Consider the following 25,513-nt stretch of genomic DNA (forward strand, 5'->3'; position numbering starts at 1 on the left):
AAGGTAGGAGCCAGCTCGATCTTCGGGTTGATGCAGCTCAATTCGGTCTTGGACAACATGGATAGCTTGTGGGCGCCAAAGGAGTTCAGTATGTCGCCTCCAGCATCCGTCGGCCGCATTCTCACAGCTTCCAATTCTGATCAGATCCCTGTGGAGCCCCCGATCAGTGAGGGACCGGCGCCAGCCCAGCCCGGCTCTGATCCCGCGGTCGAGGCCATCGATCGAGTCTTCCACGCGGCGCTCGCGCGCATTACCGGAGGCCTCTCGCCGGCAGCCCTGGCCCTGGCTCTTGCTGACTGGCGATTGCACCTTCTGGCCTCGCCCGGAAAGCAGGCCAGTCTGGTCGGTCGGGCGATCCAGAACGCATTTGATCTTGTCGACGCCATGGTGCCGAGGCATGCAAGGTTCCAGCCTTGGTCCGTGATCAGGCCGCCGGAGAACGACCGCCGTTTCATGGGTACGGATTGGGAGCTGCCTTCCTTCAATCTTCTTGCCCAGGCCTTCCTGCTGACCGAACAATGGTGGCATTCGACAACAATCGGTATTCATGGATTGGCGCATTCGAACGCAACAATCGTGGACTTCACGCTGCGTCAATGTCTGGACACGGTGGCTCCGACGAATTTCGCCATTAGCAATCCGGAAGTTCTGCGCAAGGTCATGGAGACCGGCGGTGGCAATTTCATCTGTGGCCTGCACAACTGGAACGAGGATTGCCAGGCTCTTCTTGCCGGCGCAGCGCTCAGGAGCGATCAGAAGTTCGTTGTTGGCAAGGACGTGGCCATCACGCCCGGTAAAGTCGTCTACCACAACGAATTGATCGAGCTCATCCAATATTCTCCGACGACGCCGACCGTGCGGCCAGAACCCGTTCTGATCGTGCCGGCCTGGATCATGAAGTACTACATTCTCGACCTGTCGCCGCGCAATTCTCTCGTCCGCTTCCTGGTCGAAAGCGGCTTCACCGTCTTCATGATTTCATGGAAGAATCCGACGCCTGAGTATCGCAATTTCAGTCTCGAAGATTACCGCGAGCTCGGAGTGAATGCGGCAATCACCGCCATCAACTCGCTTCGGCCTGGACAGGCCATCCACGCCGCGGGCTATTGCCTTGGCGGCACCCTGTTGTCGATCGCGGCGGCGAGGCTGGGCCGCGAGCGCCCCGACCGTCTGCGAACTGTGACGCTGCTCGCAGCGCAAACCGATTTCACGGAAGCTGGCGAGCTTACGCTATTCATCAACGAAAGCCAGGTCGCGTTCCTGGAGGACATGATGTGGCGGCAAGGTTTGCTAGGAACGGCGCAGATGGCCGGGGCCTTTCAAATGTTGCGGACCAACGACCTGCTCTGGTCACGCGTCGTGCGAGACTATCTGGTTGGAGAGCGAGCCGCGCCAAGTGAGCTGATGTCTTGGAATGCCGACGCCACACGCATGCCCTATCAGATGCATTCCGACTATCTGCGCCGGTTGTTCCTCAACAATGATCTCGCCGAGGGCCGCTATCAGGTCGATGGCAGGCCGATCTCCCTCTCAGATCTGCACATGCCGATGTTTGTTGTCGGTACGATGCGCGACCACGTTGCGCCCTGGAAGTCGACATACAAGATCAATTTCCTCGCCAATGCAGACATCACCTACGTCCTGACGAGTGGTGGGCACAATGCCGGCATCGTTGCGGCGCCAAGTGAAGAGGGGTACTGCTATCAGGTACTCTCGAAGAAGGCGAATGATCCCAGCATTGGGCCCGACGAGTGGATCAAGCGCGCGCCGTCCCACGAAGGGTCGTGGTGGATCGAGTGGACGCAATTCCTCGCTGCGCATTCCGGCCTGCCTGTCGCAGTTCCATCGCCGAGAGACTGGGAACGAAAAAGCGCGTCATTGGGCGACGCGCCCGGCACCTACGTGCTCGAGCAGTAGAGACAATAAACCATTGAATTAGTTGTTGCTGAAGAAGTGCCGCTTCCACAGATGGGCGACGAGTACGATCGTAAGGATCCCGGCAAATTCCGCCGATAGCCATGCTGTCGCCGTTGTCAAGAAGGCGAGTTGCCTGCGCCACGATAGAGCTTCATCTTCTCCAACGGCATAGGGAAGAACCTCCGGGAAAGCCAAATGGCAGGTCACTGCCAGGATGATGGAGAGCAACGCGCTCGCAAGGATGATGAGAACTAGGGTTCTGGTCATTGCCGGCTCCTGAAGACTAGGGAAACGTGCCGCGCGGGCCTTCAAGGCGCTATTCCGGCCGTGTCGTGCCGGCTATAGGGCCAGCGTGCGGCGTTGGCGAGGAAGGCGCAACTGGCGACTTGCGCAGGCTCTTCGCGACGATTGCCACCAGCGGCGTGACAATCGGTAGCAGGCCGCTCAGGGGGTGGTGGGCCGCGCCGGTCACTTGGGCGTGGAGCGCGCGGGCCTCGAGTTGGAGGGCTTCGATCGCCGCGCCATGGATCTCATTGGCGAGTTCAATCTCGCGTCCAGACGGCGGCCGCCCAGCGGCGATGAAGAGGACCGCCGCGATTGCGAAATTGATCGCGCCGAGAACGGCTGCTGCGACGATTGCGCTCCAGATCTGGACCAGGGCGAAATAGGCCGACAATTCGAGCATCAGCAGACCGAACGTGGCGATCAGCGCGGCGAAGGCGCGAAGGCTCAGCCCGATCAGGAGATGCCGCAGCCTGATATCGGCGATGATCCTGTCGGTGCGCCAGAGCACTCGCAGGTGCGAGACGATGTTTTCCGTACTCACCTAGTATCTCCTCAGCATGTGGCCTACGACCACGCCGAGCGCAAAGGCCGAGGCGAGGGAAGCCACCGGGCGCTCGGCGACAAGTCGATGGAGCTGCTCCTGCTCCTCACTCACGGTCTCGCCCAGCTCTGCCAGGGTAGCCTTGATCTGATCGGCCAAAGCCTCGGCGTGGTCCTTCGACGTCTCGAACGCCTGCTCGCCGGCCGCGCTCAGCAGTCGCGTGACATCGACCTTCATCGTGTTCAGTTCGTCCCTCATCCTGCCGGTATCGAACATTGGCGATCTCCATTGAATACAAAAAGTCTATGCGAGACGGCCGTATAGCCGTTGATTTGCGTCAAGGGAGCCTCCGGGGGAACGCGTGTTTGAGGCAGATCTAGAAATCGATGCTGATCGACATCGATCCGATGAGGATACAAGCGCGAACTCGGAACCAACGCTGCTGGCAGCGCCATCCGGCGACGGGCTCGAATTGCGGTCGGAGGGGCCGTGGATTGCCACCAATGTGTAGAAGCTCAAAGCGCTCTCTCTATCGATCAGGGAAGGTGCCGACCGATCGAAGGCAATGACGCTCGATAAGGCTGGTGTTAGCGAGCTCGATACGCTTGGCGCCTTGCTCCTGGAGAAGCTGTCACGCAGGGCGGCGACATCGGGTCGGTCGGTCGAGGTTGTCAGGATTTCTGACAATTTCAGGGGCCTGATCGACGAGGTGCGTCAGGTCAATCGGCACAATTCGCAGCCGGCAGCTGGGCCCAATCCGGTTCTGCACAGGCTGCACGATCTGGGCAAGTCCACGGTAGGCGCGCGGAGGATATCGCAGTCTTCCTTCAGATGCTCGGCGCGCTGTTTATATTCTTGGTCGGCGCATTGCGGTGTCCGCGGTGGCTTCGGCTGACGTCGCTGGTCTATCAGCTGTATCGGATCGGCTGGCAAGCGATACCGATCGTTATGCTGATCACCTTTCTGATCGGTGCGATCTACTCAATCCTGCCGGACCCCAGACGCCCGCTCGGGGCGACAGCAGTATTGCATGCGAGAACAACGATTGCCGTCCGATCTGTGACAACAGCCGACACGACCGCGAGTTAGGCGCAGTTCAGCTTCGGGCCAAACCCGACATCTCAGAACGCCAGCCCACTGCTCGGCTACTCAGCGCTTTGAAGCTTTTCGGAGGCGACACCTCGCACAGTGAAATAGAAGGTTGTCCCCTCAAGAGCGGCTGGATCGACGGCCATTTGTCCACCGTGAGACTCAACGATTGTTCGAGAAATTGATAGACCGATCCCCGTGCCGTTCCGTTTTGAAGTGATGAATGGCTGAAACAGCTTGGGGGCCACACTTGGGTCGATCCCTGGTCCGGAGTCAGCTACCTTGATGATAACCATTCCATCTTCAGCTGCCCGGGTTGAGACCGTTAGTTCTCGACGAACGGTGTTCTCCATGGCCTCGATCGCGTTGCGCACCAAATTGACAATGACTTGTTGAATTTGAATCTTATCTACGAGCACGTAAGTCACCGACCCATCAAATTGCATAGCGACACGAACGGTATGGTCATTCGCGACCCTCAGGGCGATCGCCACGGCTTCCTCAACCATGGTTCTCGCGTTCTCAACCTTGGGCGTGATTTCGCCTTGTGTTATAAAGTCACGAAGTCGCCGGATCACTTCACCGGCCCGCAACGACTGGCTGGCGGCCTTATCCAGTGCATCTCGCGCTTTGTCGATACGTTCGTCCGAGATCCCCTCAAGCAGTCTCTTCGAACCACGAAGATAATTCATCATGGCTGCGAGGGGCTGGTTCAATTCATGAGCAATTGCGGCGGCCATTTCTCCCACCGAGGTTAGCCTGGACAGTTGGAACAACTGCGCCTGCACCTCTTGGAGCTGGCGTTCCCGTTCAATCGTTCGCTGATGTTCGAAGATGAAAATGCCGAAGGTCGCGCTGATGAGCGCAAAAACAAACAAAGCCGCTGCCGATATGGTCGCGAAGATACCGCTACGATCAGCACTTGCCTGTCGAGCTTCCAGCAGGGACAGTTCAGTCTGTCTTAGCTGGGACAGCGATTGTATGATCCGAGGTGTTAATTGGGTAGTCCTTGCCGACTTGAGGATATCGAGAACATCCGCAAGCCGCTGGGGACCGAGCTGCACGGCGCGAGCCAATTCCTCTAACCGCGCCTTAATATCCAAGCTTAAGTCGTCGACGCGTTTCTGCTGAACAGTGTTATCTGTAACTAGGCCCCTCAGCGAAGACAGCAGAGCTGGTATAGCGTCCTTCCACTCGTTGTAAGTTGACAGGTAGGTCGCGTCCGCTGTCAGAAGATAGCCACGTTCTGATGACTCTGCTTCGAGCAACGCGCGTTCAGTTGCGGAAAGTTGGCGTAAGACCTCGTTGGTGTGATTGACCCAAGCGAGGTTTTCCCGAAAGCGCAACATATTTAGAGACAGCGGAAATCCTGCCAAAATGGTCAGTGCGGCGGCGAGCGCAATCAGGGTAAGAACCCGGCTCGGTCTCGACAGATACCAGAATGGCGCATTCATTCGCCTTCCCCAGCGCGGCATGTAAAGTGCTATATTACCACTTGGAACTCTGGAGTTGGAAGAAATTGCAACTACGTCAGTGCCCAGAACCGACCGCGCTTCGACATTGCACAATGAGCTGCATGCCGAGCTGAGATTACAGCCGTGGCAGTGGCTCGCGATCATTGACTCGGATGAGCGATGCGACTATCCGCCAGACACCGGTGGGGTGGCGGCCAGTGGCAACCGCTTGGCGCTGTGGCGTGAGCTGCAAGGGCCGTGTGGCGACCTTACCAGCGTGCCCGCGAGCCTGTCTAATCGAGAACTAAGATCGAAAGATTAGCGAATGTCGGTATCGGTGGTTGCGCCTCCCCGATTTGAACCTACCATTTGAAAAGCTTCCGAGTTTACCAGCGCCATCAGACGAATGAATTCGAGCAAGACCTCGGGGTGATCCCTTACGCGCGTTTTCCCATCGGCACGACGTTTCCATGACTCCGCGGCACCAGGGGCACGACTGCCGCCCTCGCGAGGTCTTCCAAGGCGGTCGCAATGTATTTCGCGTAGTGCCGCTCGATCATCTTGACTGAGGTGTTGTGCAGCTTGGCGACCTGTTGGATGGGCAAGCCCTTTCGGAGACCGCGCACGATGCTAGAGTGCCGCAAAGCATAGGGAATCACGTCCGGCATACCAGCGCGCTCGCGAATGGCCTTCCAGGGACGTGCAAGTTCGGCTCTTTTCCAGGGACCGCGTTCAGACTTCTTCCACGCGATGCCCCCCGGCTCCTGTTCATGAATCCATCGCTCGAAGAGAGGTGCATCGCTTGGCCGCCCGGCGATTGCAGGCAATAGCACCTCAATCACATCGTCGCCCACTGGGACCGGGTCTGAGCCGCTATTGCCGCCGCGCCCCTTGTAGGAGCCCGGCACCATCAGACGCCGCGCAGAAACCTGTACGTCGCCGACGCGCATTCGCCTGACCTGGGCATACCGCGCGCCGGTCGCGGCCAGACAAACGACGATCCGAAATAGATCGCCATCAAATCCTTGCTCCTGATCGACTTCACACGCAGCTTGAAGGATGGCGCCAACCTCCTCATCCGTGAGAATCTGGTTATCCCGAGCAACCGACACATCATCTTCATCATCGATCCGCTCGGCTTTGAAGCCGGCCTTCACGATGGCGAGGAACGTCGGGTTTAATTTCTTCCGATCTGCGGAAAGCCGCGGCCACGCGCCGTTTAGTGCAGCCTTGAGGTCATTCACGAACCGCTGCTTGGTCGTGACCTTTAGGTCCTCTGGCAAACCCTCACGCCACGTTATCAAGTCATCTTCTGTCAAGGCATGCAAATACACCGATGCGAGAGGAGCAGCTTCCGCAGCTTCCTGATTGCCACGCTTTTCTTGACCAAGAACGTAGCGCTGCAGCTTGGTAGCGGCGTCGGATCGGACGTCGCGACCTGTTCGGCGTCTTTCTCGAGCGTCGCGTTCCTTGACGTAGGATTCGACGGCCGACCGCACGGTAGGAACTGGGCCCGCCGCCTGCGACGCGGCTTCTGTTCTGGCTCGAGCTACGGCCTCCCGTGCCGTTCTCACGGCCTGTTCGAAGGTCAGAATCCCATCGGTGGGCTTGTCATTGACGTCGTTGGCGACGCCGACTGGCTCCTGCTTGTAGTTGCCGCCTTCGTGGTGATTACGCCAGCGGACAAACCAAACACCGCTCTGTTTTCCTTTGCGATAGCCGAGATGCGCCTCCGCATCGAGGCGACGCCAATGCACGCCAAGCTCAAGCCTGGAGCGCGCTTTAGCTGTCGTGACCTGAGCCTCGGTGAGAACCTTCGACATTCGGTAGTGCCTTCGACATACTGTTTATCGCACACGTCGAATATCCGTCGAATATTCGACTATGTACGTCGGCGAATAATACTGGATTATGGACAATCAACCTATTGAAATTATTGGACATCGGCGGACGGTGGCGGACGGAGACGAACCCATTATTTGGCCCTCTCAAGGCTGAAACAGGGGTTCGATTCCCCTAGGGAGCGCCACCCAGTACTCATCTGCGAACGCGGAACGGCCCATTTCGGCTGGCCAAATGTGTGCACGGTGCCATGAGCCCGAGAGACCTGGTCCGTAGGTGAACGGGTCTGCGCTTTTTCCTGCCGTTTCCACTTTCACTTCCTGTCATTTCCGATTTCGCGACAATTCGTTACTCGATCTGTCCTTTCTGCTCGCCTTCCGCCAAACAGACATGAGACAGGCCGCGGTCGTGCTTGTCGGAATTGAGTGACGGATTGCAGATGATCCCGACAGGACGAGCGCGAAATCCAGCCCATTCTGTCTCCCGCATCATCCTGGGATCGCCACGTCCGCGGTCGACGACGCGCACGCATGCGCCTTCGCTGCTGCTAGCCTGATCCGACGATGCCAGTGATCGGCAACGTGGAGGCGGGGCATGGCCCGGATTTCGGTCGAGAACATCGGCAAGGCGTTCCGTCAGACGGAGTCTTGAAGGAAGTGTCGCTCGACATCGCCGACGGTGAGTGCCTGACGTTGGTCGGCTCGAATCCTGTGAGACGGACCTTAAGCGAACCACGGGTGGCTTCGGACGAAGTCCTGATCGCGCGGATTGCGCAAGGCGACCGGCGCGCCATGCAGGTGCTGTACGGACGGCACCATGTCAGGGTATTCAGTTTCGGGCTTCGGCTCGTCCACGACGAACAGGTTGCGGAAGATCTCATCAGCGAGGTCTTTCTCGACGTCTGGCGTCAGGCTGGCAAGTTTGAAGGCCGATCTGCTGTCTCAACCTGGCTGCTGGCGATTACGCGTTTCAAGGCCCTCTCGGCGCTGCGGCGCAGGAAGGACCTTACGTTGGAAGACGAGGCTGCTCACGCGATCGAGGACACGTCCGACGATCCGGAAGTGGCCGCGACGAAGAAGGATACCAGCGAAGCGTTGCGCAAGTGCCTGGGCGGGCTTTCGCCGGAGCACCGGGAGATTGTCGATCTCGTCTACTACCACGAGAAAGCCGTGAAAGAGGTGGCCGAAACCGTCGGGATTCCGGCGAACACCGTGAAAACGCGCTTGTTCTACGCGCGGAAAAAACTGGCCGAGTTGCTGAAGGCCGCCGGCGTTGAACGAGGTTGGCGATGAGGGGATTGCTTGTTTATTCTTGAATGGCGCGCCATTTTTTTAGGCCACGCGCCTTTTTCCCTTTCTTTCGATCGATTGTTCCGCCCGCAGGGGTGAGGCTGTGGCACTGGCGATCAACATCCGGGCCGATAATGGTTCAGCTGACGAGATAGAACGCCTGTGGGACCAGGTCGGCGCGTTCGAGGTCAAGCCGTCAATGCGCGCACTCGCCTACCGGCCGCATTTTACGTTCGCGATTTACGACGAGCCTGCGGTCGATGAACACATCGCATGGGGGGCGATGCTCAAGGCCGTCGCCGGTCAAGCGCCGTTGCGTATCGAGTTCAGACGGATTCGCTGGTTCGAAGGCAGTCCACTCGTGCTCTGGGCAGAGCCAACGTCGAATGACGTCCTGATGCGGTTGCACGGTTCGATCAGCGCAGTCATTGATCCCGCACACTGCCATCCTCACTACCGACCGGGCGCGTGGACACCGCACTGCACGCTCGGCATGCGCGTCGCCGACAAATGTCGCGATGACGCCATTGAGTTTGCACGATCGTTCGACAGAGCAATCGAAGTGATGTTCGATGTGGCGGACTGCGTCGCCTTTCCACCGGTGCGGATCATCTCCGAGCAGAGATTGCGATCGTGATTAGCGAGAGGTCGGAAGTGAAGCGATGCCCGTTTTGCCGTTTCTGCGCTGCGATTCAATCCTGTTCGTATTGCAGCACGCACGCGCTCGATCACAGCGCTTCGAGCGCGCTGCGGGAGGGGGCGACCGGCAGCCATTCTGGAATGCGACGCTTGGCGAGCCAATAGGGCCGCCAAAGCGACAGCCAGGTGTCGCGATCTAGCGGCACCGTACCCCATTTGCGTCGCGCCATGTCGATCTTCGACAAGTCATGCGTGTGCAGCCACTGGCGCGCGGCCCACCACAGATCGCGTGATACATCTCTGTTACCGGCACCCTTGAGCTCGACGATGTTGGGGAGCGGATCGCGATAGCGGCAGGCGACCCGCAACGTCGCGACGCGCTCGCCGTTTCGCCTCACGCTCCAGAGCCGTGAGCCATTGTGAGCGAGGTTGTAGCCGTAGGTGCGAAGGCAATTCTTCATGGCGACCGCCTCTTCGGTGATCGAGGCGGTCGAGTTCAACGGAACGAAATCGTACCCGGCCACATGACTCGCCTCGAGCCACATGTCGCTGATCGGCTGAGGACCAAGGCTCGCATGCAGCGCGATTTTCGTCCGCCATTCGTCGGCGGCCGCAAGCGCTGAACCAATGTGCATGTTCGGCGTCCACGGCCGATCGATGAGCTCGTGTCCGAAGGTTGCGGGCTGGACGGAAAACCACGACCAGAGACTGATGAGTCGCAAGCGTGCGGGCTTGATGCGCCGCGGCTCGCGGATGCATTCGCGCGCGATCCACACGGCCGCCGCCTCGTGCGCGCATTCGGCAACGTCAGTAACGGCCTGCAGCCACGTCGGCGCGAACCTCGGTGAGCGCGGGATGTGGTTCGCGATCTGCCGGCGAAACAGTTCACCGTCAGGCAGCAGCCTCACGATCGGACGCACGAACGCCTCCGGAGGCAGCTTGCGCAACCACATCGGCACGCCAGCCGCCGCGGCTACGTCCGTCAGCGCGGCGCCATCGATCACGCGCGCGAGCGCCTGCGCGGGATCTAGCCCGGCGCGCGGGACGGCCAGCGCAAACAGCAGCGCAGGAAAGCTCGCGCCGAGGTCCGCAATGCGCGGGTGGCACATGGCCAGAGCGCGCACCGCTCCCTGAAAGCGGGAATGATATCTCCGGAGTTGACGTTCGAGCATGTTCGAACGCCCGGCCCCCCGGCGTGGGACCAGGACAAGAGACGAGGTCATGGAAATGGTTTCCGCGAGCGCGGACGCAAGGCGTCCGCAGGCAGATTCGACGAGTTCAGCGTTTTGAGATCTCACCCGGGACTAAAATCCCGGAGCGCGCGCTAAATATCGCGCATCGAACCCGGGAAGCGTGCAATCGTCAGCATGGTCGCCTCCTGCAATGAAGTTGCGGTGCGTCCCTGTACCTCGTTCTGTGTCGGCATGCAACTCCAGCGCGATCAGCGGAGCGCGCCAACGAGCTACTCCTCCACCTCCAGCCCCTCCCCATGCACGTACCACTCCGCCCGTGACGCCCACTGCACATGCCGGTCCGGCGTCACACCAAGCGGCTCGTCGAATGCGCCGGCGTGGATGATCGCTTCGCGTCCGCTGCGGGTGAGGTGCGGCATGGGGCTGCCGCAGATCTTGCAGAAGGCGGTCGCAAAGCTCCGCGCCGTCGGCAGGTCGTAGCGCGCGACGGATGCTTCTCCGCGCAGCCATCGCAGTGCGGAGGCCTTTACGATCACCTCGCAGGAATGCGCTGACCCGGTTGCCTTCCGGCAGCGCGAGCAGTGGCAGTTCAGGAAGCGATCGAATGGGCTGTCGACCTCGAAGGCGACTTCACCACAGAGGCAGCTTCCCTTGAACGTGGCCATTCTCGACTCCTCATTCCCATCCTAGCCCGCTTTGGCCGCGAGGCCCTGCAGCACATAGAGCCAGCCCAGCAGCGTCACAACCGACAGCAGCGTCGTGATCGAGACCGTGGATGCGACCAGCGAATGCTCGACCTTGTAGGCGCCGGCCAGGATGTACGCCGTCTTCGCCGTCGGCACGGCGGCGCAGATGACGGCGGCGATCGTGTAGAAGGGATTGAGGCCTGAGGCCACGCACAGTCCGTACACCAGCAGCGGCATGAGCACGAGCTTGACGGCCGCGAGCACGAGCGACGCATTGAGGTTCGCGCGCACGCCTTCGATCGAGAGGCCGAGACCGATGGCGAAGAGGGCGCATGGCGTGAGCGCGGCCGCAAAAATGTTCAGATAGGCCTTGAGCGGAGCAGGAATCGGCAGGCTTGTGATCGCCCAGGCAAGACCGATCAGGGTCGAGAGCACCATCGGATTAAGCAGGATCTGCTTCACCAGCGTGGAGGGGGATGCCGCGCCCGGCGCGCCGCGGCCGCTGCTCTCCAGGAGGATGACGGTCACCGGGAACATCACCGCCGCGACGAACACGGTTGCGATGGCGGCGGGCAGCACGGCTGGCTGTCCGTAGATCGAATGCAGGACCGGCAGCGCCACGAAGCCGGTATTGGTCATCGCTGCGGTCATGCCCTGCATCGTGCTGGAGGCGAGGTCGCGGCCGAACGCCATGCGAACAACCAGAAAGACCAGCGCGAAGCACAGCATCGATCCGCCGCCGAAGGCGAACAGGAAGCGCCATTCCAGGAGATTGCTCGCCGGCTCCTGCGCGATGGTGACGACCAGCAGCGCCGGCATCGCCACGTTATAGGCGAAATGCACGAGGCCGTCGGCCAGCGACCGCGAGATGTAGCCGAGCCAACCGGCGAGCCAGCCGGTGACGATGATGGCAAAGACGGGAAGGACGAGGCCGGCGACTTGCATCCTGGTTCCCCCTCGGCTGATGCCCTGATCAGCCCCGTGATGTCACCTCGGGGCATGCGACCCGGGGTTGTCTGGGCTATACTAGATCAGATTCCGGATCAGCTTCCAGGAAACCTCATGTGGGGTCCGCTCAGCCGGCGTGATGCGCTCCTGCAAACCGTGGGGCTTGCGGCCGCGAGCATGGCCGCTGCCGTTCCCGTGCCCGGCCGGGCGGCATCGTCGTTGGCGCCGCTACGCAGCCGCGAGATCGACGGCGCATTATCAGCCACCGTCAGCGCGCAAAAGATTCCCGGCGTGGTGGCGATGGCCGCGAACGAACAGTCGGTGCTCTATGTGGGCGCCTTCGGCCTGCGCAACGGCGATGCGGCCTCGCGCATGTCGACTGATACGATCTTCCGCATCGCCTCGATGGTCAAATTGCTGACGTCGGTCGCGGCGCTGCAGCTCGTGGAGCAGGGCAGGCTGCATCTGGACGAGCCGGCCGCCAACATCGATCCGGCGCTCGCCGCGATTCAGGTGCTCGCCGGTTTCGATGCGAAGGGTGCCCCGCAGCTGCATCCTCCCGAGAGGCCGCTGACGCTGCGCCATCTGTTGTCGCACACTTCCGGCTTCAGCTATCTGCTCTGGGATCCGAAGGTCGCCCGCTATCTCAAGGTCGCGCGCGGCAAGCGAAACCTGCCGCGCATGCCGCTGATGTTCGAACCCGGTGCAAGATGGGCCTATGGCGGCAGTCTCGACCGCGTCGGCCGGATGGTGGAGATCGCGAGCGGCGAGCCGCTCGAGCGCTATTTCCGCGACCACATCACGGGTCCGCTCGGCATGAACGATACCGTCGTCGCACTCGATGACAAGCAGCGCGCGCGAGAGGCCAGCCTGTTCGTGCGGGATGCTCGGGGCAAGCTTCTGGTGCAGCCGCTGGAAAAGCCGGGTGGCAGCAAGGCGTTTCTGGGTGGAGGCGGCATCTATTCCACCGCGTCCGATTACCTGGCCTTGCTCCAGGCGCTGCTCAACGGCGGAAGCCTGCGCGGGGCGCGCATCCTACAGCCTGCGACGGTTGCGTTGATGTCCGAAAACCAGATCGGCAATCTCGAGGCCGGCATCCTGAAGACAACCAATCCCGCGCTTTCGAACGACGTCAACTTCTTCCCGGGCACCCATCTGCGATGGGGGCTCGGCAATATGATCAACCTCGATCCCGTCCCGGATGGCCGCAGCGCCGGCAGCCTGACCTGGGCCGGCCTGTTCAACACCTATTACTGGATCGACCCATCGAAGCGCCTCGCGGGCGTCATCATGATGCAGATCCTGCCCTTCGCGGACGGCGAAGCGCTGAACGCCTATCGCCAGTTCGAACATGGGGTTTACCGCGCGCTGCGACAGTCCTGATCTTTTACGGCGCAGGAGCTTGAGGCATGATCTGCAAGTGCGATCGCGCTCTGCGCTCACCTTGAGGTTAATCATGTCTCCCAGAATCCCACCTGCGCCTGCCGACGCAGCCTCACGCCGGGCCGCCAAGCCGACCGTCGTCTATCCCGCCGGCGCGATGCAGAAGCCGGACATGGCCGTGCTGGAATCTGCACGGGAGACGATGGTCAAGACACAGGAGATCGTGGTGCCGCCGCGCGATGCCCGCGCGTTTCGCGTCTCGCGCGGCCAGTTTTTCCGCATCGTCAGCATCGAGGGCCCGCAGGTCGGCGACCTCAATCTCTGGAACGCTCACGATCTCTCCGAGCGCTTCTTCAGCGGCAAGACACGTGCGCTTCACGCAACGCATGTCGGCACCGGCGACCGGCTCTGGAGCACCATGCCGCAGCTGCGGCCGATGGCGACCATCAGCCATGACACGCTCGGCTGGTACGGCTTCGACGCGGATGGCGCCGGCATCCACGACGTCATAGGCACGCGCTGCGATCCCTATACCAACCTGCTGCTGGGCGGCACGTCCTATGATTTCTGCTGCCACTCCAACCTGTCGCGTGCGCTGGCCGCCGAATTGAAGACCGACGTGCGAGCGGTCGAGCATCACGTCCACGACGTGCTCAATGTCTTCATGTGCACCGGCTTCACCGGGGATACGCACCAGTATTTCATGAAGGCCAGCCCCGTCCGTCCCGGCGACTTCATCGAGCTCTTCGCGGAGATCGATCTGCTCGGCGCCCTCTCCGCGTGCCCGGGCGGCGATTGCAGCGCGACCCATTCCAGCGACGTCGCGGCCTGCTATCCGCTCAAGATCGAGGTCTTCGAGCCGGACCGGACCAGGCTCGACAGCTGGCGCTGGCCGTTGCCGAATACCTACCATCGCGGCCACGGGAGTGATCGCTAATCGCCGGGAACCAAATCCGCTGTCTGTGCGTCATTGACGGGTTGCCGTGGCTCCTGCCGGTGGCAGGAGCCGGAGACAATCGAAAAGGGGGAGATCATGAGAGCGCTCTTCGTCACCGCTTTGCTCGTCGCGACCGTTGCCGGAATTGGTCTTGCGACCGCCGCCGTCGGATGTGGCCCCGGTTGCCACCCCACCATCTCCGGGGCCTGCGTCGTCGATGGATGGGGGACCGGCGCACGCGTCTGGAACGAGTGCCCCGCAGGGGCGCAGCCCCGGCCGCCTTGTCCATCCGGCTACACCTGGAGTCCGCGCAAACGCGCCTGCTTCGCCAGCTATTAGCATTGCGCCTCGAACGACCGTCGGGCCAGCCTTTGGCTTGGTGTGATCGCGTTTGGCTAAGCCGCTTTGCTCGAAATGAGGACCGCGACCGATCGCGGGCCGACGCTGTACGCGTTGGAGATGTATGGCTGCGCGGCGGCCTCCTCGACGATATCGTTCGGACTCTCCAGCGACGTATCCACCACACGCTTCCAGATCGACGATGTCGGGAGTTCGAAGCTCAGCGCTTCCCAATAAGCATTGAACATCGCAAAAATGTCGGCGCCGCCTGTCGATGCGCCGCTTAAGTGCAGCGCAAGCGACCGCGAGCCGCCGCCGAGATCAGGATCGCCGTCGGCGCCGTGCCAGGAGCAGTCGGCGCCCCATCCGGTGCTCCTTGCGATCACCGAATGGGCCTTGCGGAAGCCGATCATCATGCGGAAGAAGCGCAGCACGTCGGCGTTGGTTTCAGCGAGGTCCCAGTCGAGCCAGGTAATCTCGTTGTCCTGGTCGTAGACGTTTGGATTGCCGTTCTGGCTGTGCATGAACTCGTCACCCGCAACGAACATCGGCACGCCGTTCGACAGCATCAGCAGGCAGCAGAAATTCTTGACCTGCCGCTTCCTCAGCGCGGCCACATCGGGAGGCACGTTATTTGTGCCCTCGTAGCCGCAGCCCCAGCTGCGCTGGTCGTCGTTGGTGTAGCTGACGAGATCGCAGAGATTGAGCCCGTCGTGGCAATCGACGAAGTTGATGCTCTGCGTACGCCGGTCGGCGTCAGTCAGCGTGTCCGGAAACAGGTCCGTACTGCCGTAGAGGCGGGTCATGAGATCGGCGACCAGGCCGCCATCGCCCTTGACGAAGCCGCGGACGGTGCTGCGGAAATGATCGTTCCACTGGCACCAGGAGCGGCCCGGAAAGGCGCGGCCCATCTGGTAGCCGCCGCCAGCGTCCCAGGGCTCTGCGATCAGTCTGATATCGGCGAGATCATGGTCGCTGGAGATTTCCACGACGATCGGCGGATCGTCGGAATTGAGCGAGCCGTCCTCATTGCGGGCGAAGATCGAGGCAAGATCGAAGCGGAAGCCGTCGACGCCGATCGACGTCGCCCAATATCTGAGGCTGTCGACGACCATCAGCCGCGGTGCCGGATGCGCGGTGCGCAGGTCGTTGCCGCATCCGCTGAAATTGACGTAGCTGGAGAAGTCGGTCGGTGACAGCGCGTAGTAAGTCGAGTTGTCGATGCCGCGGAACGAATAGGTGGGCCCGCCATTGCCCATCTCCGCGGTGTGATTGTAGACGACGTCGAGCAGCACCTCGATGCCGGCCCGGTGCAGCTCATCGACCATCAGGCGGAATTCACCGAGCGCACTTTCAGGCCTGCCGGCCACGCTGTAGGGCGCGTGCGGCGAGAAGAAGTTGAGCGTCATGTAGCCCCAGTAATTGGTCGTCCCCGGCTCGAACTGGTGCACGGGCATCAGCTCGACAGCGGTGACGCCGAGGTTCTTCAGATACGGGATCTTTGCGACGATACCGGCAAAAGTGCCGCGCTGATCTTCGGGCACTTTCGAATTGGCCCGCCGCGTGAAGCCGCGCACATGCATTTCGTAGATGATCAGCTCGTGGTCGTGGCGTGGCGCCGGCGGCCGGCCCGGGGGCGGGGCCGTCGCGCCATCAGCGAGCAGTCCGAGCGGCGCCTTGCCCGCGTTCGATCCGGCTTCCATCGCCGCATCGCGGCTGAAGGCGGGCGGGAAGAACACGCCCTTGGCATAGGGATCGAGCAGGATCTTGTCGCGATCGAAGCGTTGCCCGCTTACGGGATCGAAGGGACCATCGACCTGATATGCGTAGTATTTGGCGTCCGCGATCATTTCGGACGGCAGGCGCATATGCCAGACGCGGCCGCTCTTGTTGACCGGAAATGTAAAAGGCAAAACGCGAAGCGGTGTCGCGAACTCGCCATCACGATAGAGCAGGAGCGTGACCGCGGTCGCGTGCTTGGAATAAAGCGCGAAGTTGCAGCTCTGGTCCGCCTCGTTACGGGAACAGCCGAGCGGCCAGGGCAAGCCCTCGCTGCCTTCCAGATCCGCCATGACGATCTCCAATGCCCGCGGACGGCGGGCTCCATGCTCACATCAAGATGGCGTCGTGCGGAAATAAGAGCCCACCGGGATGACAATGTCGAGACTGAGGGATAACAGAGTGCTGCTCGCGTGGCACGGCGAGCCGTTTCGTGTCATATTCGAAGCAAGGCAGCCGCTGCGTATCGGCAGTTGCGGCGCCAATAAGCAACAAGCGCTGGAGGAGCGTTGGGGATGTCGAAGCGGACGACGGCCGCGGTCTGGGTGCGGAGCATCGCTGAGATGCTCGCTGCAGAAGGGCTGGACGTCTCGAGCCTGTTTGCGGCCGCCGGCATCGATCCGCAGGAGCTGGAAGGAGCGAGCGCGCGGCTCTCCACCGAGAAGATCAGCCACCTCTGGGAGCTTGCGGTCGAGCGGTCGAAAAATCCGGCACTCTCGCTTGCGCAGTATCAGATGGCGCGGCCGGCGGCGTTCGACGTGGTCGGCTACACCATGATGTCATGCGCCGATCTGCGCGGCGCCTTCGAGCGGCTCAACCGTTATCTGCTCATCCTCAGCGACGCGCTGACCATGAGCATGACTGAGGACGGTGATTGCTGTCGCATCGATTTCGTGCTGTTCGGCGGCAACCGGCCGATCCCGCGTCAGCGCATCGAGTTCATCTTCGTCACCGTGATCGGCTTCTGCCGCTGGGTCGCACGCAATGACGTTAATCCGCGCTCGATCGCGCTCACCTATCCTCCGCCCGCAGATATCTCGCCCTATCACGCTGCCTTTCGCTGCCCGGTTACGTTCAACGCCGAGCGCAACAGCGTGATGTTCGCACGCAGCGACATGGACCTGGCACTGCCGACTTTCAATCCGCAACTCGGCGAGCTGCACGAGCGTTATGCCGGCGAATATCTGCGCCACTTCGATCACGCACTGACGAGTTTTCGGGTGCGCGAGGCGATCGTGCGGCGGCTTCCCGACGGTGAACCGCGGCGGGACGAAGTCGCCGTCGAGCTCTGCATGAGCGAGCGCACCCTGCAGCGACGGCTGGAAGAGGAAGCGACCTCGTTCGTGCAGCTTCTGGACGATACGCGGCGGGAACTGGCGGACCAGTATCTCGGCCGGCTGCATCTGTCGCTCGGGCAGGCGGCTTATCTGCTCGGCTTCGCCGACCAGAGCAGCTTTTTCCGGGCCTGCCGGCGCTGGTTCAAGGCCTCGCCGGGTGAGTATCGCAACCGCCTGTTGCACGGGGTGCCGGCGACCTAGTGAGGGCAGGGCGATCGAATCCGAATGCTTAAATCTTTGCTAAGCGGTTCGGGATAAATTGGCATTTCAGCATTCTGCCAATTCACGCGAGCACCAAAATGTTTTCCCGCATCAGTTTCAAGCTTGTCCTGATTGTCGCCATCGGCCTCCTCGGCATGATCGTGCTGGCGCCGATCGCGCTCTACACCATGCGTGCGCAGATGGTTGCCGACCGCCAGGCCAAGACCCAGCAGATGGTTGACGTCGGCTATGGCATTCTGACGCACTACCAGAAGCTCGAGAGCGAGGAGAAGCTGACGCGCGAGCAGGCGCAAGGCGCGGCGATGGCCGAAATCAAGAGCCTGCGTTACGACAAGGTCGAGTATTTCTGGATCAACGACATGACCCCGAAGATGGTCATGCATCCGATCAAGCCGGAGCTCGACGGCAAGGATCTCTCCGGCATGAAGGATCCCGCGGGTAACGCGCTGTTCATGGGCTTCGTCAACGTCGTGAAGGGGCAGGGCGCGGGCTTCTACAGCTATCTCTGGCCCAAACCCGGCTTCGAGCAGCCGGTGGCGAAAATCTCCTATGTGAAGGGCTTTGCGCCGTGGGGCTGGATCGTCGGCACCGGAATCTATCTCGACGACGTCGATGCCGTGTTCCGCCAGACCGCGATGACGTTCGCATGGGTATGTCTTGCCGTCTTCGCACTGGTACTCGTCGCCTCCTTCCTGATCGGCCGCAGCGTCACCAAGCCGCTTGCGGCCATCACCGCGCTCACGGAGCGGCTTGCGTCCGGCGACAGCGCGTTCGACGTGCCCTATACGAGCCGCCATGGCGAAGTCGGCGGATTGGCCAAGGCGCTCGCCGTGTTCAAGGACAATGCGGCGGGCGTGCACCAGATGCATGCCGAGCAGCAGGAGTTGAAGCAGAAGTCGGACGCCGACAAGCGCAAGGTGATGGTCGATCTTGCCGGCAAGTTCGAGGACAGCGTCCAGGCCGTGGTCCGTGACGTCTTCAATGAAGCGCAACGGATGCAGCAGGCCGCGCAAGGCATGTCGGAAACCGCCGACAAGGCGAGCGGGCGCGCGAGCATCGTCGCCGACGCCTGCCAGCAGGCTTCGAGCAACGTGCAGACGGTGGCCTCCGCCGCCGCCGAGCTATCGTCGTCAATCACCGAGATCAGCCAGCGTGTCGCGCAAGCTGCCCAAGTCGCCGACAAGGCGGCGGCCGACGGCCAGCGCACCAACGACACCGTGCAGGGGTTGGCTCAGGCGGCCCACAAGATCGGCGAGGTCATCGACCTCATCAACCAGATCGCCTCGCAGACGAACCTGCTCGCGCTCAACGCCACCATCGAGGCGGCGCGCGCCGGCGAAGCTGGCAAGGGCTTTGCCGTCGTTGCGAGCGAGGTGAAGTCGCTGGCGAGCCAGACCGCGAAGGCAACCGACGAGATCGGTGCGCAGATATCGGCGATCCAGGCCGAGACCGATCAGGTGGTCGGCAACATCCAGAGCATCCGCAGCACCATCATGGAGGTCAACGAGATCTCCTCTTCGATCGCGGCCGCCGTGGAACAGCAGGGCGCTGCGACGCAAGCCATCGCGCGCAGCGTGCAGGACGCCGCCTCCGGCACCAACCAGGTCTCGCAAAACATCTCCGGGGTCACGGAGGCAACCTCCGAGACCGGTCATGCCGCAGGTCAGGTGCTGCAATCGAGCGGCCGGCTGACGCAGAAGCTGCAGGCGCTGCAGCACGAGGTGACGACCTTCGTCGCCGGCGTAAGGGCGGCGTAATCGCCACCACTTTCGTGGCCCCGCGGTCCGTCACCCTGAGGTGGCCGTGCGTAGCACGGCCCTCGAAGGGCGACGGCCCGGCTCACGACGCAAGGAAGTCGTAGTGCCTGAGACAAATGGGCCGTTCATCCTTCGAGGCTCCCGGCGCAGCGCGGACGCGCTCGCACCTCAGGATGACGGTGTGAGATGTGTGCGCAGAGGTTAGGATAGAGCGATTTATTCCGCGTCGCGGCACCATTGCGTGCCGCAAGCCGGGCGACCCTTGACTCGGCCCTCGCTTGTCGTTGACGTCCCCCGATGCTCGCTGCAAATACAGGGAGCATGGAGGCCCGCTCAATGTCGTTCCGAAAGCTCCTGATCGCCAATCGCGGCGAGATCGCCATCCGCATCGCGCGGGCCGCTGCCGATGCCGGCATTGCGACGGTAGCTATTTTTTCCGCAGACGATGCGCTGTCACTGCATGTCCGCGGCGCCGACGAGGCGATCGAAATTCCCGGCCGCGGTGCGCGAGCCTATCTCGACATCGAAAGCGTGGTGAAGACGGCGAAGGAAGCAGGCTGCGACGCTGTGCATCCCGGCTATGGCTTCCTCAGCGAGAATGCGGACTTCGCCAAGGCCTGTGCGGCCGAAGGCATTGCCTTCGTCGGGCCGAAGGTGACCGCGCTCGAGCTGTTCGGCGACAAGGTCGCGGCGCGTCAGCTGGCCAAGCTTTGCGGCGTGCCGATCATCGCCGGCACCAGCGGTCCGTCCTCGCTTGGCGAGATCCAGGCGTTTTTCGACTCGCTCGGCAAGTCCGCCGCGATCGTGATCAAGGCGATGGCCGGTGGCGGCGGCCGCGGCATGCGCATCGTGGAGAAGGCGACCGATCTTGCGGAAGCCTATGCGCGCTGCCAGTCCGAAGCGAAGGCCGCTTTCGGCTTTGACGGCGTCTATGCCGAGCGCCTGATCCGAAAGGCGCGCCACATCGAGGTGCAGATCATCGGCGACCATCATGGCGCGATCAGCCATCTCTGGGAGCGCGAATGCACCGTCCAGCGCCGGCACCAGAAGCTGGTCGAGGTGGCGCCCAGCCCCTCGCTCAGCGACGGCTTGCGCGGCCGCATCATCGAGGCGGCGAGGCAGCTCGCCACGCACGCGGCCTACGACAATCTCGGCACCTTTGAGTTCCTGGTCGATGACGCCACTGAAGACAGCTTTGCCTTCATCGAGGCCAATCCGCGGCTTCAGGTCGAGCACACCGTGACGGAGGAGGTGCTGGGCGTCGATCTCGTCCGCGCCCAGCTCGCGGTCGCCTCCGGCGCCTCGCTCGCTTCGCTCGGTCTCGACCAGGCTTCGATTCCGGAGCCGCGCGGCTATGCCATGCAGCTCCGCGTCAACATGGAGACGTTGGACGAGACTGGCGCCACGCACCCGACCGGCGGCGTGCTCGCCGTGTTCGAGCCGCCGTCGGGGCCCGGCGTGCGCGTCGATAGCTTCGGCTATGCCGGCTACAAGACCAGCGCCGCCTTCGACTCGCTGCTTGCCAAGGTCATCGTCCATACGCCGGGCGAGGCCTGGCACGACGTGGTCGCGAAGGCCTCGCGGAGCTTGCGTGAGTTCCGGATCGACGGGGTCGCTACCAATATCCCCTTTCTCCAGGCGGTGCTCGCCCATCCCGACTTCAAGACCAATCGCATCGCGACCGACTTCATCGATCGCAACGTCGCCAAGCTCGTGGAGGCCGCCGACGGCGCAGCGCGGCCGCTGTTCTTTGCCCCGACTGACAAGTCCGGCGATCACGCGGCGCAAGCCCATGCCGCGCAGGAGGTGCCGGAGGGAACGGTGATGGTCGCGGCGCCCTTGCAGGGCACCGTGGTCACGATCCAGGTCAAAGAGGGCGAGATCGTGCGTCCCGGCCAGCAGCTCGCGGTGATCGAATCCATGAAGATGGAGCACCTGGTGATGGCCGAGCAGGGCGGCCGGGTGACAAAACTCGCGGCCGGTGACGGCGTCACGCTGCTGCATGGCGAGCCCATCCTCTATCTCGAACCGCTCGACGTCGCAGCCGACAGCGCGGCCAAGGAGGCCGAGATCGATCTCGATCACATCCGTCCCGATCTCGCCGAGATGTTTTCGCGCCAGGCCAACACACGCGACGAAAATCGCCCGGCGTCCGTCGAACGCCGCCGCAACACCAATCAGCGCACTGCGCGCGAGAACGTTGCGCAGCTCGTCGACGACGGCTCGTTCATGGAGTATGGCAGCCTCGCCATCGCCGCGCAGCGCCGCCGCCGTAAGCTCGACGACCTCATCAAGAACACCCCGGCGGACGGTCTCATCACCGGCGTCGCCACGGTGAATGCGGACAAGTTCGGATCCGAGGGCGCGCGCTGCATGGTGGTCGCCTATGACTACACCGTGCTTGCGGGCACGCAGGGCCACATGAACCACAAGAAGATCGACCGCATGCTGACGCTGGCCGAGCAATGGCGCATGCCGCTGGTGTTTTACGCCGAAGGCGGCGGCGGGCGGCCCGGCGACACCGACCGCCTCGGCATGACCGGTCTCGATGGTCCTTCCTTCCTGCAATTCGCAAAGCTCTCCGGCCTCGTGCCGGTGGTCGGCGTCGTTTCCGGCTATTGCTTTGCAGGCAACGCGGCGATGCTCGGCTGCTGCGACGTCATCATCGCAACCAGGAACGCTTCGATCGGCATGGGCGGTCCGGCCATGATCGAAGGCGGCGGTCTTGGCGTCTATCATCCCGCCGAGGTCGGTCCGGTCTCGTTCCAGTCCCCGAACGGCGTCATCGACATTCTCGTCGAGGACGAGGTGGAGGCGACGCGGGTTGCGCAGAAATACCTGTCCTATTTCCAGGGCGCGGTGAGCGAGTGGCAAGCCGCCGATCAGCGCCTCCTGCGCCGGGCGATTCCCGAGAACCGCCTGCGCGTCTACGACATCCGCACCCTGATCGATCTGATCGCGGACACGGACTCCGTTCTCGAGCTCCGCCGTGACTACGGCGTCGGCATGATCACCGCCTTCATCCGGATCGAAGGCAAGCCGTTCGGCCTGATCGCCAACGATCCCCGCCATCTCGGCGGCGCGATCGATGCGGATGCTGGCGACAAGGCGGCACGCTTCCTCCAGCTCTGCGACGCCTTCGACTTACCCATCGTCTCGCTCTGCGACACACCCGGCTTCATGGTCGGGCCGGAAGCGGAGAAGACCGCGATCGTGCGCCACGTCTCCCGGATGTTCGTCACCGGCGCGAGCCTCACCGTGCCGCTGTTCGGCATCGTGCTGCGCAAGGGTTATGGCCTCGGCGCACAGTCGATGATCGGCGGCGGCTTTCATGCCTCGTTCTTCACCGCGGCCTGGCCGACCGGCGAATTCGGCGGCATGGGGCTCGAAGGCTATGTGCGGCTCGGCTTCCGCAAGGAAATGGAGGCGATCGCCGATCCGGTCGAGCGCGAGACCTACTATCGCAACAAGGTCGCCGAGCTCTACGCCAACGGCAAGGCGGTCTCGATCGCCTCGGTGTTCGAGATCGACAACGTCATCGATCCCGCCGAGACGCGGCGCTGGATCATGGCGGGCCTGCGCTCCGTGCCGAAGCCGCCCGAGCGCACGACCAAGAAGCGCCCCTGCATCGACGCGTGGTGAGCAGGCGCAGCAACGTCAGCGCGTCGGTTCCCGATTGACATCCCCGCCCGGACTGCCAGACTTTGCACAATAATACAGGGTGGAGACGTCTGCGATGGCCAGCCTGTCGGCCTCGAACCATGTCGCCCGTGTGCTGTCCGTCGCCACTCACGCGACCGACGTCGATGCGGAGTCGCGGATCGCAAACTCCTGGCGGCGCTGCCTGATCAACCACAAGCTCGATCCGGCACGCCAGGGCCCGCCGCAGACGCTCACCGAGACCGAGATCCGGCATGTCGCCGAACCCCTGGAGGAGACGATCCGGCTCGCGACGCCCGAGCTCGATGATCTCGCGCGGGTGCTGCGCGAGGCCGGCTATTGCGTCAATCTCGCCGACGCCAACGCCACCATGCTGTTCAGCCGCCTGCCGGGCGAAGCCGATGCCAAAATGTTCCTTGAATGGAAGATCTACACCGGCTCGAATTTCGCCGAGGCTTGCGAGGGCACCAATGGGCTCGGCACCGCGCTAGCCGAGAAAAAGCCGATCCTTGTGCATCGCGACGAGCATTTTCGCGAGCAGTGGAGCATGTTCTCTTGCGCGGTTGCGCCGCTGTTCGACCAGAGGGGGCGCATCGCCGGTGCGGTCAATATTACCTCCTGCCGCGAGGATCTTTCGCGCGCCGCGCATCAGCTTGCGCTAGCGGTTACCATGGAGGCGACGCGCCGGATCGAGGGCGCGATCTTCCGCAACCATTTCCACAATGCCTGGATTGCGACCGTGCCCGGCGACGGCGGCAGCGGCCTGATCGCCTATGACGACGACCGCCGCATTGTCGGCGCCTGCCGGGCGGCGCGCGCGATGCTTGGACTGACAGACGGCCTCATCGCATCGGGCATCGACCTGTCGCGCTACGTCAAGTTCGACGCGGCGGAAGAGACGGGCGCCGTGCGCCGTGCAGACGGCAGCCCGCTCGGACGCGCTCATGTGGCGCCGCCGCTGCGTGCACGACCACCCGGCCGTCAGCCGGTTACGCGTCGTGAGAATCGCGCAGGCCGGTTCGATGGTCTCGACAAGCTTGCCGGTAGCGATCCCGCACTGGTCAAAGGTGTGAAGCGGCTGAAAAGCATCGGCGACCACAATTTGCCGATCCTGCTGCATGGCGAGACCGGCGTCGGCAAGGATGCCTTCGCGCGCGCCATTCATGCCGCAAGCAGCCGCGCGCGCAGCAATTACGTCGCGCTCAACTGCGCGGCGATGCCGGAAAGCCTGATCGATGCCGAGCTGTTCGGCTATGAGGCCGGCGCCTTCACCGGTGCTCGGCGCGACGGCTCGAAGGGGTTGATCGTACAGGCCGACGGCGGCACGCTGTTCCTGGACGAGATCGGCGACATGCCGATCGCGCTCCAGACCCGGCTGTTGCGCGTCCTGGAGAACCGCGAGGTCTGGCCGCTCGGCGCGCTCAAGCCGACAGCCGTCGACATCCGCCTGATCAGCGCCACCCATCGCGATCTCGGCCGCATGGCGGAGGAGGGCAGCTTCCGCGCCGATCTCTACTTCCGCCTGCGCGGCATGGAGATGCGGCTGCCGCCCTTGCGCGAGCGCGCCGACAGGGCGGATGTGATCAGGGACATCGCGGCCGAGGAGGCACCGGGTTGCAGGCTCTCGGCCGCAGCCTGGTCGGCGCTCTCAGCCTATCCATTCCCCGGCAACATGCGTCAGCTCCGCCATGTGCTACGGCTCGCCGGCTGCACCGCCGAGCATGGCGTCATCAGCGATACCGATCTCGATCTGCCGCCGTTCGGCGGCCGCGCCAGCGAGCCGGACCTTGCAGCGGCCGAACGCGCGACCATCAGGGAGGCGCTACGCAAGCACGGCGGCCGCGTCACGGAGGCGGCAAAAGCGCTCCGCCTCAGCCGCGCCACGCTCTATCGCAAGATCAAGCAGTTGAAGATCGACACGGCGCAGTAGCGCAAATGACGGGGCGCGCGATGTGCCCTCATAGCCGAAGCTGCGCTTCGGCGTCTCTTAAGAAACGGCCGCTGGAGGCGGCTTACGCCACCTTCTCCCGCAAGGATGTCCCTAAAGTGTGAGTAATCCTCTATGAGGCTCGATAATGCCAAAGGAGGTAATCTTTAGCCACCTTCTGTAACTGCAATCACAAATTTTCTCTCGCCAGATTTCCTCAACAGCCGGGGTCGCGCGTACCTCGCGTTTTCCGCGCGCCCCCGAGGACCCGGAGCCCGTGTCTGGGTCC

The 25,513-nt window shown here is 62.7% G+C and carries 19 protein-coding genes; 10 read left to right on the forward strand and 9 right to left on the reverse strand.

The window, feature by feature from the left end; translation table 11 throughout:
- Nucleotides 1–90 precede the first annotated feature (90 nt).
- Nucleotides 91–1,917, forward strand: coding sequence for an alpha/beta hydrolase (locus tag NLN62_RS24455; RefSeq protein WP_254110516.1), 1,827 nt, complete (start codon nt 91–93; stop codon nt 1,915–1,917).
- A gap of 18 nt (nt 1,918–1,935) precedes the next feature.
- Here NLN62_RS24455 and NLN62_RS24460 read toward each other — a convergent pair whose 3' ends face one another.
- From NLN62_RS24460 to NLN62_RS24480, 5 genes are all read right to left on the reverse strand, one after another.
- Entirely contained in the window at nt 1,936–2,184 is a 249-nt protein-coding gene (locus tag NLN62_RS24460) for a hypothetical protein (protein ID WP_254110517.1), read from the reverse strand.
- Between the two features lie 49 nt (nt 2,185–2,233).
- A complete protein-coding gene (locus NLN62_RS24465) occupies nt 2,234–2,743 on the reverse strand; it encodes a phage holin family protein (protein WP_254110518.1) in 510 nt (169 codons plus the stop codon).
- Nucleotides 2,744–3,019: a hypothetical protein gene (locus NLN62_RS24470; RefSeq protein ID WP_254110519.1), complete on the reverse strand. Its 276-nt coding sequence runs from the start codon at nt 3,017–3,019 to the stop codon at nt 2,744–2,746. It lies immediately after the preceding gene.
- An 869-nt stretch (nt 3,020–3,888) separates the two neighbouring features.
- Nucleotides 3,889–5,286 carry a CHASE3 domain-containing protein gene (locus NLN62_RS24475; protein WP_254110520.1) on the reverse strand — a complete coding sequence of 466 codons (1,398 nt, stop codon included), beginning with the start codon at nt 5,284–5,286 and terminating at the stop codon, nt 3,889–3,891.
- Between the two features lie 437 nt (nt 5,287–5,723).
- On the reverse strand, nt 5,724–7,109 hold the full coding sequence (locus NLN62_RS24480; RefSeq protein ID WP_254110521.1) for a tyrosine-type recombinase/integrase: 1,386 nt from the start codon (nt 7,107–7,109) through the stop codon (nt 5,724–5,726).
- 729 nt (nt 7,110–7,838) lie between these two features.
- Here NLN62_RS24480 and NLN62_RS24485 point away from each other — a divergent pair.
- Both NLN62_RS24485 and NLN62_RS24490 read left to right on the forward strand, forming a co-directional pair.
- The gene (locus NLN62_RS24485; RefSeq protein WP_256576094.1) at nt 7,839–8,420 is read left to right on the forward strand and encodes a sigma-70 family RNA polymerase sigma factor; all 582 of its coding nucleotides are present in this window, start codon (nt 7,839–7,841) and stop codon (nt 8,418–8,420) included.
- 100 nt (nt 8,421–8,520) lie between these two features.
- Nucleotides 8,521–9,054: a 2'-5' RNA ligase family protein gene (locus NLN62_RS24490; protein WP_254110522.1), complete on the forward strand. Its 534-nt coding sequence runs from the start codon at nt 8,521–8,523 to the stop codon at nt 9,052–9,054.
- Nucleotides 9,055–9,145: 91 nt separating this feature from the next.
- On the opposite strand, the gene NLN62_RS24495 is transcribed toward NLN62_RS24490, so the two are convergent.
- From NLN62_RS24495 to NLN62_RS24505, 3 genes are all read right to left on the reverse strand, one after another.
- A complete protein-coding gene (locus NLN62_RS24495; protein WP_254110523.1) occupies nt 9,146–10,180 on the reverse strand; it encodes a hypothetical protein in 1,035 nt (344 codons plus the stop codon).
- A 338-nt stretch (nt 10,181–10,518) separates the two neighbouring features.
- Nucleotides 10,519–10,914 (reverse strand): GFA family protein, encoded by a 396-nt coding sequence (locus tag NLN62_RS24500; protein WP_254110524.1) that lies wholly within the window; start codon nt 10,912–10,914, stop codon nt 10,519–10,521.
- 21 nt (nt 10,915–10,935) lie between these two features.
- The gene (locus NLN62_RS24505) at nt 10,936–11,880 is read right to left on the reverse strand and encodes an AEC family transporter (protein WP_254110525.1); all 945 of its coding nucleotides are present in this window, start codon (nt 11,878–11,880) and stop codon (nt 10,936–10,938) included.
- Between the two features lie 117 nt (nt 11,881–11,997).
- On the opposite strand from NLN62_RS24505, the gene NLN62_RS24510 reads away from it, so the two are divergent.
- The 3 genes from NLN62_RS24510 to NLN62_RS24520 all read left to right on the forward strand — a co-directional run bounded on the left by NLN62_RS24510 (nt 11,998) and on the right by NLN62_RS24520 (nt 14,542).
- Nucleotides 11,998–13,266, forward strand: coding sequence for a serine hydrolase (locus tag NLN62_RS24510; protein ID WP_254110526.1), 1,269 nt, complete (start codon nt 11,998–12,000; stop codon nt 13,264–13,266).
- Between the two features lie 73 nt (nt 13,267–13,339).
- The gene (locus NLN62_RS24515; protein WP_254110527.1) at nt 13,340–14,203 is read left to right on the forward strand and encodes a DUF1989 domain-containing protein; all 864 of its coding nucleotides are present in this window, start codon (nt 13,340–13,342) and stop codon (nt 14,201–14,203) included.
- Between the two features lie 96 nt (nt 14,204–14,299).
- The gene (locus tag NLN62_RS24520; RefSeq protein WP_084801574.1) at nt 14,300–14,542 is read left to right on the forward strand and encodes a GCG_CRPN prefix-to-repeats domain-containing protein; all 243 of its coding nucleotides are present in this window, start codon (nt 14,300–14,302) and stop codon (nt 14,540–14,542) included.
- A 56-nt stretch (nt 14,543–14,598) separates the two neighbouring features.
- Here NLN62_RS24520 and NLN62_RS24525 read toward each other — a convergent pair whose 3' ends face one another.
- Entirely contained in the window at nt 14,599–16,614 is a 2,016-nt protein-coding gene (locus tag NLN62_RS24525) for a glycogen-debranching protein (protein ID WP_254110528.1), read from the reverse strand.
- A gap of 222 nt (nt 16,615–16,836) precedes the next feature.
- Between NLN62_RS24525 and NLN62_RS24530 the strand changes: the two genes are divergently transcribed.
- The 4 genes from NLN62_RS24530 to NLN62_RS24545 all read left to right on the forward strand — a co-directional run bounded on the left by NLN62_RS24530 (nt 16,837) and on the right by NLN62_RS24545 (nt 25,227).
- Nucleotides 16,837–17,859: an AraC family transcriptional regulator gene (locus NLN62_RS24530; protein WP_254110529.1), complete on the forward strand. Its 1,023-nt coding sequence runs from the start codon at nt 16,837–16,839 to the stop codon at nt 17,857–17,859.
- Nucleotides 17,860–17,957: 98 nt separating this feature from the next.
- Nucleotides 17,958–19,637 (forward strand): methyl-accepting chemotaxis protein, encoded by a 1,680-nt coding sequence (locus tag NLN62_RS24535; protein ID WP_254110530.1) that lies wholly within the window; start codon nt 17,958–17,960, stop codon nt 19,635–19,637.
- Between the two features lie 336 nt (nt 19,638–19,973).
- A complete protein-coding gene (locus tag NLN62_RS24540; RefSeq protein ID WP_254110531.1) occupies nt 19,974–23,279 on the forward strand; it encodes a carboxyl transferase domain-containing protein in 3,306 nt (1,101 codons plus the stop codon).
- A gap of 94 nt (nt 23,280–23,373) precedes the next feature.
- Complete coding sequence (locus NLN62_RS24545; RefSeq protein ID WP_254110532.1) at nt 23,374–25,227, forward strand: sigma-54-dependent Fis family transcriptional regulator; 1,854 nt, start codon at nt 23,374–23,376, stop codon at nt 25,225–25,227.
- The last annotated feature ends 286 nt before the right edge of the window (nt 25,228–25,513 follow it).

The organism is Bradyrhizobium sp. CCGUVB23, assembly GCF_024199885.1.
GTDB lineage: Bacteria > Pseudomonadota > Alphaproteobacteria > Rhizobiales > Xanthobacteraceae > Bradyrhizobium.